Source organism: Klebsiella sp. PK01, assembly GCF_057624675.1.
In genome coordinates this window covers 39646-57138 of the sequence record NZ_JBYEZM010000012.1, presented here as the reverse complement: position 1 = coordinate 57138, position 17493 = coordinate 39646, and the positions used below count along the sequence as shown (strand labels likewise).

The following is a 17493-nucleotide window of genomic DNA, read 5'->3' as shown; positions in this document are numbered from 1 at the left end:
CAGGAGGGCATGATGAAAGGTATTATTCTGGCAGGCGGTTCCGGTACGCGCCTGCATCCCATCACGCGCGGCGTGTCGAAACAGCTGCTGCCGATTTACGACAAGCCGATGATTTACTACCCGCTGTCGGTGTTAATGCTGGCCGGGATCCGTGAAATCCTTATCATCACCACGCCGGAAGATCAGCGCGATTTCCAACGCCTGCTCGGCGATGGCTCCGAGTTCGGTATCCAATTGCATTATGCCGTTCAGCCGACGCCTGATGGTTTAGCCCAGGCATTTATTATCGGGGAAGCGTTTCTCAACGGCGAACCGGCGTGCCTGGTGTTGGGCGATAATATCTTCTTTGGCCAGAGCTTTAGCCCTAAGCTGCGTAGCGTCGCAACCCGCACCGAAGGGGCGACGGTATTTGGCTATCAGGTGATGGATCCTGAGCGCTTCGGCGTAGTGGAGTTTGATGACAACTTCCGCGCCTTGTCGCTGGAGGAAAAGCCGAAACAACCCAAGTCGAACTGGGCGGTCACCGGGCTTTATTTCTACGATGGAAAAGTGGCCGAATACGCCAAACGGGTCAAACCATCCGAGCGCGGCGAGCTGGAAATTACCTCCATCAACCAGATGTATCTTGAGGAGGGCGCGTTAACCGTCGAGCTGCTTGGGCGCGGCTTTGCGTGGCTGGATACCGGCACGCACGATAGCCTGATTGAAGCCAGCATGTTTGTGCAGACGGTAGAGAAGCGGCAGGGCTTTAAAATCGCCTGTCTGGAAGAAATAGCCTGGCGTAACGGCTGGCTTGATGATGACGGCGTCAAACGCGCCGCGAAGCGGCTGGAAAAAACCGGCTATGGCCAATACTTGCTGGATCTCCTCCGTGCCCGCCCGCGCCAGTATTGAAGCGCTGGAGTGGGAAAACCGCTTCTTCGCCGTTAATAGCGGCATCGTTCGCTTTGACGAACGCGCGCCGCTGCTCACCGCTGAAGCCCTGGCGGGATGGTCGCGAGTGCAGGCGAAAGTTGCCGCCAGCGACACCGCCCGGCTGGATGCGCTACAGGAGATCGGTTTTCAACTGGTGGAAGGCGAGGTCGATCTGGCGTTGCCGGTAGGCGAGCCGGCTGATGCTGGCGCCGAATGGGCCGTTGAAGGCGATATTGCGCGACTGCGCGAACTGGCGGCGCAGGCCTTTGCCATGAGCCGTTTTCGCGCTCCCTGGTACGCCGCTGACGCCAGCGGCCGTTTCTACGCGCAATGGATTGAAAACGCGGTACTGGGAACCTTTGATCACCAGTGTCTGTTATTTCGCGCGTCCGATGGCGACATACGCGCATTTGTTTCTTTGCGTCAGCTCAATGACACCGACGCGCGTATCGGCCTGTTGGCCGGGCGCGGCGCTGGCGCCGAGCTTATGCAGGCGGCGCGCCACTGGGCGGCGCAACGCGGGCTTTCTACACTGCGGGTGGCGACCCAAATGGGCAACACCGCCGCGCTTAAACGTTATATTCTCAGCGGTGCGAATGTGGAAAGCACCGCGTACTGGTTATACAGGTGACACGATGATTCCATTTAACGCACCGCCGGTGGTGGGAACCGAGCTCGATTACATGCAATCGGCGATGAACAGCGGCAAGCTTTGCGGCGACGGCGGTTTTACCCGTCGCTGCCAGCAGTGGTTTGAACAGCGCTTCGGCACCGCGAAGGCGCTGCTGACGCCATCCTGCACCGCGTCTCTGGAAATGGCGGCGCTGCTGCTGGATATTCAGCCGGGCGATGAAGTCATCATGCCGAGCTATACCTTTGTTTCCACCGCCAATGCCTTTGTGCTGCGCGGGGCGAAAATCGTCTTCGTCGATATCCGTCGCGATACGATGAATATCGATGAGTCGTTGATAGAAGCGGCGATCACCGATAAAACCCGGGCGATCGTGCCGGTGCATTATGCGGGCGTGGCCTGTGAGATGGACACCATCATGGCGCTCGCCGCCAAATATAACCTGTACGTGGTGGAAGACGCCGCGCAGGGCGTGATGTCCACCTATAAGGGCCGCGCGCTGGGCACCATCGGCCATATCGGTTGCTTTAGCTTCCATGAGACGAAAAACTACACCGCGGGTGGTGAAGGCGGCGCAACGCTTATCAACGATCCTAAATTGGTGGAACGCGCGGAGATCATTCGCGAAAAAGGCACTAACCGTAGCCAGTTCTTCCGCGGTCTGGTGGATAAGTACACCTGGCGCGATATCGGTTCCAGCTATTTGATGTCCGATCTGCAGGCCGCCTATCTCTGGGCGCAGCTTGAAGCCGCTGAGCGGATTAACCAGCAGCGCCTGATGCTGTGGCAAAATTATTATGACGCGCTGCTGCCGCTGGCGCGCGCGGGCCGTATCGATCTGCCGGCGGTGCCGGCGGATTGCGGGCAAAACGCGCATATGTTTTACATTAAGCTGCGGGATAACGATGACCGCGCGGCGCTGATTAACTGGTTGAAAGAGGCAGAAATTCTGGCGGTGTTCCACTATATTCCGCTCCATAGCTGCCCGGCTGGCGAACAGTTCGGCGAGTTCTGCGGCGAAGATCGTTATACCACCCAGGAGAGCGAACGCCTGTTGCGTTTACCGCTGTTCTACAACCTGTCTGCGGTAAACCAACGGACGGTGATTAACTCGCTGCTGAGCTACTTCTCCTGATATGTCGTTGGCAAAAGCATCACTGTGGACCGCGGCGTCCACGTTAGTCAAAATAGGCGCCGGTCTGCTGGTGGTAAAGCTGCTGGCGGTCTCATTCGGCCCGGCGGGCGTAGGCCAGGCCGGTAACTTCCGGCAACTGGTCACCGTCCTTGGCGTACTGGCGGGCGCCGGGATTTTTAATGGCGTTACTAAGCTGGTTGCCCAACATCAAGACGATCCGCTACGCCTGAAGCAGGTGGTCGGGACGTCGTCATCAATGGTGCTCGGTTTTTCCACCCTGCTGGCGCTGGTCTTTTTGCTGGCGGCGGCGCCGATAAGCCAGGCGCTGTTCGGCCATTCGCACTATCAGAATCTGGTACGTCTGGTGGCGCTGGTGCAGATGGGGATCGCGTGGGCTAACTATCTGCTGGCGCTGATGAAAGGTTTTCGCGATGCGGCGGGTAACGCTTTTTCGCTGATTGCCGGTAGCCTGATTGGCGTGGCGGCCTATTACGCCTGTTACTACTTCGGTGGTTATCAGGGGGCGCTATTAGGGCTGGCGTTAGTCCCCGCGCTGGTGGTGGTTCCTGCCGCCATTATGCTATGGCGACGTGGCGCGATCCCGCTGAGCGCGCTACGTCCGCGTTGGGATAACGGCCTTGCAGGGCAGCTATCGAAATTTACCTTGATGGCGCTGATTACCTCGGTGACGCTGCCGGTGGCCTATGTGATGATGCGTAATCTGCTGGCGGCGCATTACGGCTGGGAGGCGGTCGGCATCTGGCAGGGGGTGAGCAGTATCTCGGATGCCTACCTGCAGTTTATTACCGCTTCCTTTAGCGTATATCTGCTGCCGACGTTGTCGCGGCTGAGTGCCAAAACGGACATCACGCGTGAAATAGTGAAGTCGTTGAAATTCGTCCTGCCGGCGGTGGCGGCGGCGAGCCTGACGGTCTGGCTGCTGCGCGATTTTGCCATCTGGTTACTGTTTTCCGCGCGCTTCACCGCGATGCGCGACCTGTTCGCCTGGCAGTTAGTGGGCGATGTTTTAAAAGTTGGCGCTTACGTTTACGGCTATCTGGTGATCGCCAAAGCGTCATTGCGTTTTTATATTCTGACGGAAATCAGCCAGTTCACGCTGCTGACCGCATTTTCACACTGGCTTATTCCGGCGCACGGCGCACTTGGCGCGGCGCAGGCGTATATGGCCACTTATATTGTTTATTTCGCCCTTTGTAGTGGCGTGTTTTTACTCTGGCGTAAACGGGCATGACAGCACTGATACACGTACTGGGATCGGATATCCCGCACCACAACCAGACCGTATTGCGGTTCTTTAACGACGAACTGGCCGCCGACGCGCGGGCCAGGACGTTTATGGTCGTGGGTGATGCGACAGGTATGCGCGAGGCGTATCCGGCGCTGGAAATTACCTGCTACCCGGGTAAAAAATCGCTGGCGCAGGCGGCGATCGCCAAAGCGAAAGCCGATCGCCAGCAGCGCTTTTTTTTCCACGGTCAGTTTAATACCGGTCTGTGGCTGGCGCTGTTGAGCGGCGGGATCCGCCCGTCGCAGTTTAACTGGCATATCTGGGGCGCGGATCTGTATGAAAACTCAGCCAGCCTGAAATTCCGTCTGTTTTATCCTCTGCGCCGCATGGCGCAAGGGCGGGTAGGACGCGTTTTCGCCACCCGCGGCGATCTCAGCTGGTTTGCGAACCGCCATCCGCGAGTGCCGGGCGAACTGCTGTATTTCCCGACCCGCATGGATCCATCGCTAAATTCTCTTGCCGATACCGCCCCGCGCGGTGACACCCTGACCATTCTGGTCGGAAATTCCGGCGATCGTAGTAATGAGCATATTGCAGCGTTAAAGGCGATTTATCAGCAGTTTGGCGATACGGTGAATGTCATCGTACCGATGGGCTATCCGGCCAACAATGAAGCCTACATTGATGAAGTTCGTCAGGCGGGAGCGGCGCTGTTTAGTCGCGAGCATCTGCAGATCCTCAGCGAGAAGCTTGAGTTTGATGATTATCTGGCGCTGCTGCGCCGCTGCGATCTGGGTTATTTCCTGTTTGCGCGCCAGCAGGGTATCGGCACGCTGTGCCTGCTGATTCAGACGGGTATTCCCTGCGTGCTCAATCGCGAAAATCCGTTCTGGCAGGATATGACCGAACAACAGATCCCGGTGCTGTTTACCAGCGATACTCTGAATGTCGACGTGGTGCGCGAAGCACAGCGCCAGTTAGCGAGCGTTGATAAAACGCAAATCGCTTTCTTCCGCCCGAACTATCTGGCGGGCTGGCAGCGGGCGTTACAGCTGGCAGCGGAGGATCGGGTATGACGTTAATGCAATTTAGCGGGCTATTGGTGGTCTGGCTGCTGTCGACGCTGTTTATCGCCACCGCCACCTGGTTTGAGTTCCGCCGCGTGCGCTTTAACTTCAACGTCTTTTTCTCGTTGTTGTTCCTGCTTACCTTTTTCTTCGGCTTCCCGTTAACCAGTATCCTGGTGTTCCGCTTTGACGTCAGCGTGGCGCCGCCGGAGATTTTGCTGCAGACGCTGCTGGTTGCGGTGTGCTTCTACGCCATCTACTACGTGACCTACAAAACGCGACTGCGTCCGGCATCGCGTGATGTTCCACGTCGCCCGCTGTTCACCATGAACCGGGTTGAAACCCATCTGGCTTGGGGGATTTTGATGGGGCTGGCGCTGCTGTGCGTCGGTATCTTCTTCGCCCACAACGGTTTTCTGCTATTTAAGCTCAATTCATACAGCCAGATATTCTCTGCGGAAGTGTCCGGCGTGGCGTTGAAGCGCTTCTTCTACTTCTTTATTCCGGCGATGCTGGTGATCTATTTCCTGCGTCAGGATTACAAGGCGTGGATTTTCTTCCTGGTGAGCACCGTCGCCTTTGGCCTGCTGACCTACGCGATCGTCGGCGGCACCCGCGCCAATATCATTATCGCTTTCGCTATCTTCCTGTTTATCGGCATTATTCGCGGCTGGATCAGCCTGTGGATGCTGGCGGCGGCGGGCGTGCTGGGTATTGTCGGCATGTTCTGGTTGGCGTTGAAGCGCTACGGGATGAACGTTAGCGGCGATGAAGCGTTTTATACTTTCCTCTATCTCACGCGTGATACCTTCTCGCCGTGGGAGAACCTGGCGCTGCTGCTGCAGAATTACGACAAGATTGAGTTCCAGGGGCTGGCGCCGATGATCCGCGACTTCTACGTCTTTATCCCCAGCTGGATGTGGCACGGTCGCCCGACAATGGTGCTGAATACCGCCAATTACTTCACGTGGGAAGTATTAAACAACCATTCGGGGCTGGCGATATCGCCGACGCTGATTGGTTCGCTGGTGGTAATGGGCGGCGTATGGTTCGTACCGCTGGGCGCCGTCGCGGTAGGGCTTATCATTAAATGGTTTGACTGGTTGTACGAACTTGGCAATCGGGAGAGCAATCGCTACAAAGCGGCTATCCTGCACAGTTTCTGTTTCGGCGCTATCTTCAACATGATAGTGCTGGCACGCGAAGGGTTGGATTCGTTCGGCTCCCGCGTGGTGTTTTTCCTCGTGATCTTTGGTATCTGCTTGTTAGCGGCGAAATTGCTGTACTGGCTCCTGGACAGCGCAGGATTGATTCATAAGCGGGTGAAGCCGCTTTCGCAACCGCAGGTATGATAAGGATGAACATGACTGATAACACTTCCGCGCCGCAGTATGCGCTGCGAGGGCTGCAGCTTATTGGCTGGCGCGACATGCAGCATGCGCTCAACTATCTCTTCGCCGACGGCGAACTGCGTCAGGGAACGCTGGTCGCGATCAACGCCGAAAAAATGCTGGCGGTAGAGGATATCCCGGAAGTGCGTGCGCTGATTGAGGCCGCCGAGTTTAAATATGCCGACGGCATCAGCGTCGTGCGCTCATTACGCAAAAAATATCCGCAGGCTGAGGTGTCGCGCGTTGCCGGCGCCGATCTGTGGGAGGCCTTAATGGAGCGCGCCGGGGCGCAGGGAACGCCGGTGTTTCTGATTGGCGGCAAGCCCGAGGTGCTGGCGGAGACGCAAGCGAAGCTACGTGAACGCTGGAAGGTGAATATCGTCGGCAGTCAGGACGGCTATTTTTCCGCCGATCAGCGCCAGCAGCTGTTTGAACGGGTACGCGACAGCGGGGCGAAAATTGTCACCGTCGCGATGGGATCGCCGCGCCAGGAAATTCTGATGCGCGACTGCCGACTGGTGTATCCCGCCGCGTTGTATATGGGCGTTGGCGGCACTTATGACGTCTTTACCGGCCACGTTCACCGGGCGCCAAAATTCTGGCAGAACCTGGGGCTGGAGTGGTTTTATCGCCTGCTCCTGCAGCCGAGCCGCATCAAAAGACAGTTCCGTCTACTGCGCTATTTACGTTGGCATTATTCCGGCAAGCTCTGATATTCCACTGCAACCAGACGAGATTGCATACATATTCTGTGTAATCTCTTCACTCGCCTGATACTTTATTTGCCATTTCCGTAAAATTAATTAACCATTCGCATGCTTCAAACGCGTGGGGGAGACCTGCGCGCCGGCAAGGCTATGGTTTCAATGAATAACAATAACCGGGAGTACCCGGAATACAGCAAACACAAGAGGCTTTATGACTGAGAAAAAAGCGGAACTCCAGCGTGGACTGGAGGCCCGGCATATTGAGCTAATCGCGCTAGGCGGGACGATTGGCGTAGGGTTATTCATGGGCGCGGCAAGTACGCTGAAGTGGGCCGGTCCGTCCGTCCTGCTGGCGTATATTATCGCCGGTTTATTTGTCTTCTTTATCATGCGTTCGATGGGCGAGATGTTGTTCCTCGAACCAGTAACCGGCTCATTCGCCGTTTACGCACATCGCTACATGAGCCCGTTCTTCGGCTATCTCACGGCCTGGTCATACTGGTTTATGTGGATGGCGGTGGGGATATCTGAGATCACCGCCATCGGGGTATACGTGCAGTTCTGGTTCCCGGAGATGGCGCAGTGGATCCCGGCGCTAATTGCCGTCGGACTGGTGGCGTTGGCTAACCTGGCGGCAGTGCGTCTGTACGGCGAGATCGAGTTCTGGTTTGCGATGATTAAAGTCACCACCATTATCGTGATGATTGTCATCGGCCTGGGGGTCATCTTCTTTGGTTTCGGCAACGGCGGACAGTCGATCGGTTTTGGCAACCTTACCGAGCACGGCGGCTTCTTCGCCGGCGGCTGGAAAGGCTTCCTGACGGCGCTGTGTATTGTCGTCGCCTCTTATCAGGGCGTTGAACTTATCGGTATCACCGCCGGGGAAGCGAAAAACCCACAGGTCACGTTGCGTAGCGCGGTAGGCAAGGTGCTGTGGCGTATCCTGATTTTCTACGTGGGGGCGATTTTCGTTATCGTGACTATCTTCCCGTGGAACCAGATTGGCTCGACCGGTAGCCCATTCGTTCTCACCTTCGCCAAAATCGGCATTACCGCGGCGGCGGGGATTATCAACTTCGTGGTGCTGACCGCCGCGCTGTCGGGCTGTAACAGCGGGATGTATAGCTGTGGACGCATGTTATATGCGCTGGCGCGTAATCGTCAGCTACCGGCGGCAATGGCCAAAGTGTCGCGTCAGGGCGTACCGGTAGCGGGCGTTGCGCTGTCGATCGTGATTCTGCTAATCGGTTCGTGCCTGAACTACATTATTCCTAACCCGCAGCGCGTGTTTGTCTATGTCTATAGCGCCAGCGTGTTGCCGGGGATGGTGCCGTGGTTTGTGATCCTGATAAGCCAGCTGCGTTTCCGCCGCGAGCATCAGCAGGCGATGGCCAGCCATCCGTTCCGTTCGCTGTTGTTCCCGTGGGCGAACTATTTGACGATGGCATTCCTCGTTTGTGTGCTGATCGGCATGGGAATCAACGATGAAACCCGGATGTCGCTCTTTGTCGGGATTATTTTCCTTGCCGCGGTGACCCTTATTTATAAGGTTTTCGGCCTCGGCAAGCGGGGAAATCTCGATAAAACGGCGGAATAAGCGCCAAAGCGCACAAACTGTGAGCAAATAGAAATTTTATTTAAAAAGGCACTAGACAGGGGTGGGGGAAGTCCGTATTATCCACCCCCGCAACGGCGCTAAGCGCCCGTAGCTCAGCTGGATAGAGCGCTGCCCTCCGGAGGCAGAGGTCTCAGGTTCGAATCCTGTCGGGCGCACCATTTACCCGGTGCTGGAGCTGCGGTGGTTTTAATACCGCGTAAAAGAATTGTTGTGGTGGCTATAGCTCAGTTGGTAGAGCCCTGGATTGTGATTCCAGTTGTCGTGGGTTCGAATCCCATTAGCCACCCCATTATTTGATAGAGTTGTGAATTGCGAAGGTGGCGGAATTGGTAGACGCGCTAGCTTCAGGTGTTAGTGTTCTTACGGACGTGGGGGTTCAAGTCCCCCCCCTCGCACCACGACTTTAAAGAATTGAACTAAAAATTCAAAAAGCAGTATTTCGGCGAGTAGCGCAGCTTGGTAGCGCAACTGGTTTGGGACCAGTGGGTCGGAGGTTCGAATCCTCTCTCGCCGACCAATTTTGAACCCCGCTTCGGCGGGGTTTTTTGTTTTCCGGTTTTCTCCAGTCGTCTTTTATCCCGCTGATCTTCCTCGTAAAAAATAGGTTCCACGTCTGCGAATTATTGTCCGGAATTGTCCCAAATGATTGCTGCGATAGATGCAATCTCGCTGGATCCTGTGCGATAATAACCGGGTAGATGCTCATTCCATCTCTTATGTTCGCCTTTGTGCCTCATAAACTCAGGAATGATGCAGAGCCGTACTTACGGTGCTTATCGTCCACTGATAGATGTCGCATTTCATATGTCTCATCAAACACCATGGACATAACGTTGAGTGAAGCACCCAATTTGTTGTCAAACAGACCTGTTTTAACGCCTGCCCTGATTTCAGCGCAGGCGTTTTTTTCTTTCAGGGGTAGGCTATCTTTTCGCGAGAGAAGGGCGCTATCGCCCCGAACGAGGCGATAGCGTTATCGTGAATTACTGCTGAGGGTTATTGTGTAGCGTCAACAGCAGGCCGTCACGGCGCATGGTCGCCGCTTCTTCCGGCTGGTGCAGGCGGTCCAGCGCATCGGCAAGCCACGCGTAATCAAAGGCATCCGGGCGCTGCTTAAGCGCGGCGCGGAAAGCGATACTGGCCTCCTGCCATTCACCGTGACGCATCAGCGACTGGCCCAGGGTGCTCCACAGCAGCGGACGGTCGCCGACGGCTTTGATCTGCTGGCGCAGCACTTTTTCCAGTTGCTCAGGATTATTGGTCTTCAGCCGCGGGATCGGCATGACCAGGCGGTCATCATACTGTTTCTTCAGACCATCGATAATAATCTGCTGTGCGGTATCGTGATCGTCGCTTTCGATCAGGCGTTCGGCCATTGCCACCTGCAGCGGTATCAGCGCGCGCGTTTTACGACTCTGATTGCGCCACCATTCGCGTAGCCCTTCGCTACCGCCGTCGGCCAGCGCTTTGTCCATCAGGCCAATCCACGCCAGCTGTTCCAGCGCGGCGCGGTGCTCTTCATCCGCCACGTTGGCTTTCGCCATGGACGGAATGATGTCCAGCAGCGAATTCCACGCGCCGGTGCGGGTATAGGCCTGTTCGGCAAGACGCAGCACCTCCGGATGACGCGGGGTCACTTCCAGCAGCTTATCGATGCCGTGACGGGCGGCGTGGTTTTCGTTTCGCGCCAACTGTAGGCGCACGCGGGTGATTTCGACCGGGATCAGATCGTCGCCAGCCAGTTCAGCGGCACGCTCAAGATGCTGATTGGCGCGAGCTTCATCGCCGCGCTGTTGGGCCGCTTCCGCTGCTAACAGATAGTTCACGACCGGTTGTTCGGCGTGATCGGCATTTTTCGCCATCAGCTTTTCAACCTGTTGGTAATCGCCTTCCGCCAGTTTCAGCAGCGCTTGCTCGGTTTGCTTACGCGCGCGGCGGCGCTTACGCCCGACGAACCAGCCGCGAGTGTGCGCGCCGGTACGGAAAATGCGGCGCAGAAGCCACTCGATAGCAAACAGCACCACCATTGCGAGGATCAGGATGATCACAAGGCCCGTCACGCTGGTTTCGATATTGTAGTTATCGGTCTGGATTAGAACGTAGCCCTGGTGGCCCGCGATCATCGGGCCGACGACGATCCCGGCGATCAGCAGTGCGAAAAGCAGGAGAATTTTCAGCATCGGTTATTCTCCTTGCGGCGCAGGGGCTGGCGCGGTCGGTGCTGGCGTCGGCGTCGGAGCGGCTGCCGCAGGCTGGGCCATTAAATTACGCACCCGAGTTTGCATCAGCTTTTCCAGCAGGCTCTGGCTCTGCAACGTTTCCGGTACGCTCATGGTGATACTTTGCTGACTGAGCTTATCCACCTCTTCAAGGAAAGCCTTGGTAGTGGCGTCTTCAGTATCGTAATAGGCGCGTACCCAGGTGGAGACGTTTTCCAGCGCCTGCTTATAGGTTTCTTCCTGATGACGCGGCACCGCCTGCGCGGCAACCAGCAGACGAGAGCGGATATTTTCGCGCAGATAGACATCCTGATTCGGCGCTAACAGCGGCACCGCCGTTTCGTCACGGCGACGTATGGTAATGAAGCTATCCATAAAGTTCTGCCAGCTTTTCTGCAGGTTAACGCGCCATTCGCCGATGGAGCTGGAGAGCTCATCGCTGTCGGCATCCATCGGAGAATCATCGTCGTTATTATCAGCCAGACGCAGATTGTCGATTTGGTTCGCCAGCTGGTTAACCTTAAGGATAATGCCGTCGTAATCGACCTGACTTACCGCCGACAGCGAAGCGATGTCATCGGTGATGGCGCGGCGCGCGCCGATAAGGCTTGGGTCGTTCATATCGGCGAGACTGGCATCGGCGCTTTTCAGCAGCGCGGCGGCGGTCGTCACATCCTGATCGCTCCACAGCTTACGCCCCGCCAGCTTAACCAGGAAATCAGCCTGCGCCAGCAGCCAGGTTTTGGCGTCGCTGCCGGAAATCACGGCGACTTTTTGCTGTAGCTCATCAAGCTGTTTCGTCAGGGTTTCCTGTTCGCGTTTGGCTTCGCTCAACCGATCGGCCTGCTGTTTGATAATGCCTTCCAGCTCGCTCTTCTGGCTGTCCTGCGCTTTTTGCAGCGCTGCGATCTGGCTTGATAATTCCGAGCTGGTTTCATTTTGGCGCGTGGATTGCTGTTTATTCAAACCATACAGGCCAATACCGGCGGCGAGGGCGATAGCGATAGCAATCGCGCTGAGCGCCAGGCTGGTTTTGTTGCCGGCCTTTTCCTTCTCGTTGTTTTCTGGCTGTGGTGTGGTTTCCACGGCCTCCCTGGTCTCTTCAACCACGGCGGATTGATTTTGTTGTTCCGTCATTATGGCTTCCAATGTTGAGAGTTATTGTAATGCGCGTAGCAGCGCATCGTTGTCGGCGTTATCGGCAACCTGAATATCCTGCCAGCCCAATTCCCGGGCCTGAAGGGCCAGACGTTCGCTGACAACGACAAGGCTACAGTGCAGCAGCCACCGTTCGCGATACCACTGGGGTATTAACGACCACAGCTGCTGCAGCATCTCGCCGCTGGTGACCACCAGCGTAGTGACTCCACGAGATTGCCAGCGCATAGCCTCTTCCGCACCATCATAGTACTTTGCACAACGTTGATAACATTCACAAAATGTTACTTCGGCGCCGCGTTCACGCAGCGTGTCGCCTAATAATTCCCGCCCGCCGTTGCCGCGCAGAATCAGGGCTTTCTTGCCCGCAATGTTTTGTAATTCAGGTAATTGTAGCAAGACTTCGCTGATTTCCCGATCTAACGGGTAACGGATATTTTTACCACTGACCGTATGCAGAGCCAGCGCGGTGGTGCGGCCTATCGAGAAATAGGCCGGATCGGAGGGCCAGCGTTGGCTCTCCTGCAGCAGACGGGCATGGGCGAATTCCACCGCATGCTGCGATAGCGCAAACAACAAATCGTCCGCGCCTAATGCCGCCAGCTGGCGCGGGAGCGCTGCCAGCTCCCGCCCCGGCGTGAACTCAATCAGCGGAAAGCTCCAGGCCACGCGTCCCAGCGCGCGCAGGCGGCTGACTAACTCTTCACCTTGCGGTAGCGGACGGGTGACCAGGATGCTCATCGTGGGGCTTCTCCATCATAGACCGCCGCGAGGATATCGCGGGCGCCGTTATCCAGTAGCTCTTCCGCCAGCGAGACGCCGAGCGCCTCTGCCTCTTCCGGCCGGCCGCGGCGTTCACCGCGCACGACCAGCGACCCATCCGGCGCGCCCACCAGCGCCCGTAGCCACAGCTCACCATCGCGCAGTTCGGCATAGCTGCCAATCGGCACCTGACAACCGCCTTCGAGACGGGTGTTCATCGCCCGCTCGGCGCGCACGCGCACGGCGGTTTCCGTATGGTTAAGCGGCGCTAACAGCGCTTTGGTCCATTCATCGTCAAGGCGGCATTCGATACCTACCGCGCCCTGGCCGACGGCCGGCAGAGATTGCTCAGGCGAGAGCGGCTGGCGAATACGCGCTTCCAGTTTCAGCCGCTTCAACCCGGCGGCGGCGAGGATAATAGCGTCATACTCGCCGTTATCGAGTTTGCCTAATCGCGTGCCAACGTTGCCGCGTAGCGAACGGATCACCAGATCGGGGCGCTCTGCCGCCAACTGGCATTGGCGACGTAAACTTGACGTGCCAACGATGCTGCCGGCCGGCAGATCGTCAATTGAGGCATAGTGATTGGAAACAAATGCGTCGCGCGGATCTTCACGCTCGCAGATGGTGACCAACCCCAGGCCTTCCGGGAATTCGACCGGGACATCTTTCATCGAATGGACGGCGATATCGGCGCGTCCTTCAATCATGGCGAGCTCTAACTCTTTCACAAATAAGCCCTTGCCGCCCACCTTTGCCAGCGGGGTATCAAGGAGCACGTCGCCGCGGGTGACCATGGGCACCAGCTCAACGGAAAGCCCCGGATGACACGACTCCAGGCGCTCTTTCACATAATGTGCCTGCCATAGCGCAAGCGGGCTTTGCCGTGTGGCAATTCTCAAAACTTTGTCTAACATGCTTGTTACCGTCATTGTCGACCACGAGCCATCCTAACATTGTTGCTTTAGGGATGTTAGTTTCACGGTTAATGTGGGATGCTGGCACGATGTCCTTTAGCGTTTCATGCGGCTGCGGTTGCCGCAAGCGTAGTGGGGAATTTACACCCGGCAAACGGTGCTACACTTGTATGTAGCGCATCTTTCTTTACGGTCAAACAGCAAGGTGTTAAATTGATCACGTTTTAAACCATTTGTCAGCCAGCAGTTCATCACAACCACACCGATGACGAATGGTGACGGTTCTTGTTGAAATACTGAAATCCTCCGTACTATTGTACGTCGGATTTTTGAACATCAGGCGATATGTCTTGTACCTCTATATTGAGACACTGAAACAGAGACTGGATGCCATCAACCAACTGCGCGTGGATCGCGCGCTTGCTGCCATGGGACCCGCTTTCCAGCAGGTTTACAGTCTTCTGCCGACATTACTACATTATCATCACCCGCTGATGCCGGGTTACCTTGACGGTAACGTTCCCCGCGGCATTTGCCTCTACACGCCTGATGAAACCCAACGCCACTACCTTGACGAACTCGAACTGCACCGCGGCCTGCTGACGCAGGAGCCGCCGAAAGGCGAACTGCCGATTACCGGCGTTTATTCGATGGGCAGTACCTCCTCCGTTGGGCAAAGCTGCTCTTCCGATCTGGATATCTGGGTATGCCATCAGGCCTGGCTGGATAACGAAGAACGCCAGCTGCTGCAGCGTAAATGCAGCCTGCTTGAAAGCTGGGCGGCGTCGCTCGGCGTCGAGGTCAGTTTCTTCCTGATCGACGAAAACCGCTTCCGCCATAACGAAAGCGGCAGCCTCGGCGGCGAAGACTGCGGTTCGACCCAGCATATTTTGTTGCTCGATGAATTTTACCGCACCGCCGTGCGTCTCGCCGGGAAGCGTATTCTGTGGAATATGGTGCCGGGTGATGAAGAAGACCATTACGATGACTACGTGATGGGGCTGTATGCCCAGGGCGTGCTGACGCCAAACGAATGGCTCGATCTCGGCGGCCTCAGTTCGCTGTCGGCGGAAGAGTACTTCGGCGCCAGCCTGTGGCAGCTGTATAAGAGTATCGACTCCCCGTATAAAGCGGTGCTGAAAACGCTGCTGCTGGAAGCCTACTCCTGGGAATACCCCAACAACCGCCTGTTGGCGAAAGATATTAAACAGCGCCTGCACGATGGCGAGATTGTCTCGTTCGGTCTCGACCCCTACTGCATGATGCTGGAGCGCGTTACCGCCTATCTGCAGGCTATCGAAGACGACACCCGTCTCGATCTGGTACGCCGCTGCTTCTACCTGAAAGTCTGTGAAAAACTCAGCCGCGAGCGCGCCTGCGTGGGCTGGCGTCGTGAAGTCGTCAGCCAGTTGGTGAAAGAGTGGGGCTGGGATGAAAAGCGTCTGATGATGCTTGATAACCGCGCTAACTGGAAAATCGATGAAGTGCGCAAAGCGCACAACGAACTGCTCGACGCGATGATGCAGAGCTATCGTAATCTGATCCGTTTCGCCCGGCGCAATAACCTCAGCGTCTCCGCCAGCCCGCAGGATATCGGCGTGCTGACGCGTAAGCTGTATGCCGCCTTTGAAGCCCTGCCGGGCAAAGTTACCCTGGTAAACCCGCAAATTTCACCGGACCTGTCGGAACCGAATCTGACCTTTATCCACGTGCCGCCGGGCCGCGCTAACCGTACCGGTTGGTATCTGTATAACCGCGCGCCGGATATGGAATCGATCATCAGCCATCAGCCGCTGGAATATAACCGTTACCTTAATAAGCTGGTGGCCTGGGCCTGGTTTAACGGCCTGCTGACCTCACGCACCCGTCTGTTTATTAAGGGCAACGGTATCGTCGATTTACCGAAGCTGCAGGAGATGGTGGCCGACGTGTCGCACCACTTCCCGCTGCGCCTGCCGGCGCCGACGCCAAAAGCGCTGTACAGCCCGTGCGAAATTCGCCACCTGGCGATTATCGTCAACCTCGAATATGACCCGACGGCGGCATTCCGTAATCAGGTGGTGCATTTCGACTTCCGTAAGCTCGACGTTTTCAGCTTCGGCGAAGAGCAAAAATGCCTGATTGGCAGCGTCGACCTGCTGTATCGCAACTCGTGGAACGAAGTGCGCACGCTGCACTTTAACGGTGAGCAGGCGATGATCGAAGCGCTGAAAACTATTCTCGGCAAAATGCATCAGGACGCCGCGCCGCCGGATAGCGTGGAGGTGTTCTGCTATAGCCAGCACCTGCGCGGCCTTATCCGCACCCGCGTGCAGCAGATGGTCTCCGAGTGCATCGAACTGCGTCTCTCCAGTACCCGTCAGGATACCGGGCGCTTCAAAGCGCTGCGCGTCTCCGGCCAGACCTGGGGCCTGTTCTTCGAGCGCCTGAACGTGTCGGTGCAGAAGCTGGAAAACGCCATTGAGTTCTACGGCGCTATCTCGCACAACAAGCTCCACGGCCTGTCGGTACAGGTAGAAACCAATCACGTTAAGCTGCCGGCGGTGGTGGATGGCTTCGCCAGCGAAGGGATAATTCAATTCTTCTTTGAAGATGCGGATAATAATGACAGCGGCTTTAACATCTACATTCTCGACGAAAGCAACCGCGCCGAGGTCTATCACCACTGCGAAGGCAGCAAAGAAGAGCTGGTGCGCGACGTTAGCCGCTTCTACTCGTCATCGCACGATCGCTTCACCTACGGCTCAAGCTTCATTAACTTCAACCTGCCGCAGTTCTATCAGATTGTCGAAGTTGACGGACGCACGCAGGTGATTCCGTTCCGCAGTCAGGCGATTGCCGCCGCGGTGCCGCCGGGCCAGGAAGCGGTCGCCTCACCGGTGCTGCAGCAGCGCTACTCGTAGATTTGGCCTGGATAAGGTGCTAGCCGCTATCCGGAGATATTCCCTGCTGGCGCTGCGCTTAGCAGGGCTACGGTTCTATGTCGTCGGGTAGCCCGGATAAGGCGCGATGCGCCGCCATCCGGGAAAGACGTCATTAACGGAAGCTCACCGTCTCGCCGGCCTGATTGCTCGCCGCCTGCTCCAGCAGATCCCAGAAGCGTTCGCCGCTGCGATCGCAGATCCACTCGTCGCCTTGCAGATCGAAGTGATAGCCGCCTTGCTTGGTCGCCAGCCAAACCTGATGCAGTGGCTCCTGACGGTTAATAATGATCTTACTGCCATTTTCGAAGCTGATGGTCAGCACGCCGCCGTTGATTTCGCAGTCGATATCGCTGTCGCCGTCCCAGTCGTCCAGACGTTCTTCGATGGTCATCCACAGGCTATCGGCCAGGCGATGGAATTCACTGTCGTTCATGGTTCTATCCTGCTTTTTTGAAGATGGCCGCAGTATAGCGCGAAACAAAAGCGCGCGCAGTCAGATGCTAAACGCTTGCTTTTACGTCTTCTCCTGCGATGATAGAAAGCAGTAACGAATGAATCATGGGCAACTATCAATGAAAAACGTTTTACCCACGCTTGCCGTTCTGTTTGCAATCTTCAGCCTGACCGGCTGCGGTTTGAAAGGGCCGCTGTATTTCCCGCCGGCAGACAAAACCGCGCCGCCGCCGACCAAGCCGGTTAACCCAGGCATTCAGAGCGCGACGCCGGATCGTAACGATCGCGGCGATAATGGCGGTCCGACCCAGGTTAACTATTAACGATAACGTTCTGTTCCGCGCAAT

At 56.7% G+C, this 17493-nt stretch carries 15 protein-coding genes and 4 tRNA genes; 14 read left to right on the top strand and 5 right to left on the bottom strand.

The genetic code is table 11. The features are described 5' to 3' along the window. The first annotated feature begins 12 nt into the window (after positions 1–12). From rfbA to AC22LX_RS23955, 12 genes are all read left to right on the top strand, one after another. Complete coding sequence (rfbA, locus tag AC22LX_RS24010; RefSeq protein WP_045395561.1) at positions 13–894, top strand: glucose-1-phosphate thymidylyltransferase RfbA; 882 nt, start codon at positions 13–15, stop codon at positions 892–894. Continuing rightward, entirely contained in the window at positions 872–1546 is a 675-nt protein-coding gene (gene rffC / locus AC22LX_RS24005) for a dTDP-4-amino-4,6-dideoxy-D-galactose acyltransferase (RefSeq protein ID WP_045395562.1), read from the top strand. Before rfbA ends, rffC begins: the two co-directional genes overlap by 23 nt. A gap of 4 nt (positions 1547–1550) precedes the next feature. Beyond that, positions 1551–2681 carry a dTDP-4-amino-4,6-dideoxygalactose transaminase gene (rffA, locus tag AC22LX_RS24000; RefSeq protein ID WP_045395563.1) on the top strand — a complete coding sequence of 377 codons (1131 nt, stop codon included), beginning with the start codon at positions 1551–1553 and terminating at the stop codon, positions 2679–2681. A gap of 1 nt (position 2682) precedes the next feature. Continuing rightward, entirely contained in the window at positions 2683–3933 is a 1251-nt protein-coding gene (gene wzxE, locus AC22LX_RS23995; protein WP_487334253.1) for a lipid III flippase WzxE, read from the top strand. Then, entirely contained in the window at positions 3930–5006 is a 1077-nt protein-coding gene (locus AC22LX_RS23990; RefSeq protein ID WP_487334252.1) for a TDP-N-acetylfucosamine:lipid II N-acetylfucosaminyltransferase, read from the top strand. The genes wzxE and AC22LX_RS23990 overlap by 4 nt, the downstream gene beginning before the upstream one ends. After that, positions 5003–6349: an ECA oligosaccharide polymerase gene (wzyE, locus tag AC22LX_RS23985; protein WP_015368875.1), complete on the top strand. Its 1347-nt coding sequence runs from the start codon at positions 5003–5005 to the stop codon at positions 6347–6349. Before AC22LX_RS23990 ends, wzyE begins: the two co-directional genes overlap by 4 nt. Before the next feature lie 11 nt (positions 6350–6360). Continuing rightward, positions 6361–7101 (top strand): lipopolysaccharide N-acetylmannosaminouronosyltransferase, encoded by a 741-nt coding sequence (wecG, locus tag AC22LX_RS23980; protein ID WP_045395568.1) that lies wholly within the window; start codon positions 6361–6363, stop codon positions 7099–7101. A 205-nt stretch (positions 7102–7306) separates the two neighbouring features. Next, the gene (gene thrP / locus AC22LX_RS23975) at positions 7307–8692 is read left to right on the top strand and encodes a bifunctional threonine/serine APC transporter ThrP (RefSeq protein WP_045395570.1); all 1386 of its coding nucleotides are present in this window, start codon (positions 7307–7309) and stop codon (positions 8690–8692) included. Positions 8693–8794: 102 nt separating this feature from the next. After that, positions 8795–8871 (top strand) — tRNA-Arg (locus AC22LX_RS23970). Between the two features lie 55 nt (positions 8872–8926). After that, positions 8927–9002, top strand: a tRNA-His gene (locus tag AC22LX_RS23965). 22 nt (positions 9003–9024) lie between these two features. Further along, positions 9025–9111, top strand: a tRNA-Leu gene (locus AC22LX_RS23960). Positions 9112–9153: 42 nt separating this feature from the next. Further along, positions 9154–9230 (top strand) — tRNA-Pro (locus AC22LX_RS23955). 466 nt (positions 9231–9696) lie between these two features. Here the strand turns inward: AC22LX_RS23955 and hemY are convergent. From hemY to hemC, 4 genes are read right to left on the bottom strand one after another with little or no spacing between them, the layout of a single operon-like run. Then, entirely contained in the window at positions 9697–10893 is a 1197-nt protein-coding gene (gene hemY / locus AC22LX_RS23950) for a protoheme IX biogenesis protein HemY (protein WP_015703976.1), read from the bottom strand. A 3-nt stretch (positions 10894–10896) separates the two neighbouring features. Beyond that, positions 10897–12069: a uroporphyrinogen-III C-methyltransferase gene (gene hemX, locus AC22LX_RS23945; protein WP_213292899.1), complete on the bottom strand. Its 1173-nt coding sequence runs from the start codon at positions 12067–12069 to the stop codon at positions 10897–10899. A 21-nt stretch (positions 12070–12090) separates the two neighbouring features. Then, the gene (gene hemD, locus AC22LX_RS23940) at positions 12091–12831 is read right to left on the bottom strand and encodes a uroporphyrinogen-III synthase (RefSeq protein WP_045395574.1); all 741 of its coding nucleotides are present in this window, start codon (positions 12829–12831) and stop codon (positions 12091–12093) included. Further along, positions 12828–13769 (bottom strand): hydroxymethylbilane synthase, encoded by a 942-nt coding sequence (hemC, locus tag AC22LX_RS23935; RefSeq protein WP_045395576.1) that lies wholly within the window; start codon positions 13767–13769, stop codon positions 12828–12830. Before hemC ends, hemD begins: the two co-directional genes overlap by 4 nt. 350 nt (positions 13770–14119) lie before the next feature. Between hemC and cyaA the strand changes: the two genes are divergently transcribed. Next, on the top strand, positions 14120–16672 hold the full coding sequence (cyaA, locus tag AC22LX_RS23930) for a class I adenylate cyclase (protein WP_015368868.1): 2553 nt from the start codon (positions 14120–14122) through the stop codon (positions 16670–16672). A gap of 133 nt (positions 16673–16805) precedes the next feature. Here the strand turns inward: cyaA and cyaY are convergent, their stop codons facing one another. Continuing rightward, complete coding sequence (cyaY, locus tag AC22LX_RS23925) at positions 16806–17126, bottom strand: iron donor protein CyaY (RefSeq protein WP_015368867.1); 321 nt, start codon at positions 17124–17126, stop codon at positions 16806–16808. 139 nt (positions 17127–17265) lie between these two features. On the opposite strand from cyaY, the gene lptM reads away from it, so the two are divergent. Further along, positions 17266–17469, top strand: a complete 204-nt coding sequence (gene lptM, locus AC22LX_RS23920) for an LPS translocon maturation chaperone LptM (RefSeq protein ID WP_020077593.1) — start codon at positions 17266–17268, stop codon at positions 17467–17469. The last annotated feature ends 24 nt before the right edge of the window (positions 17470–17493 follow it).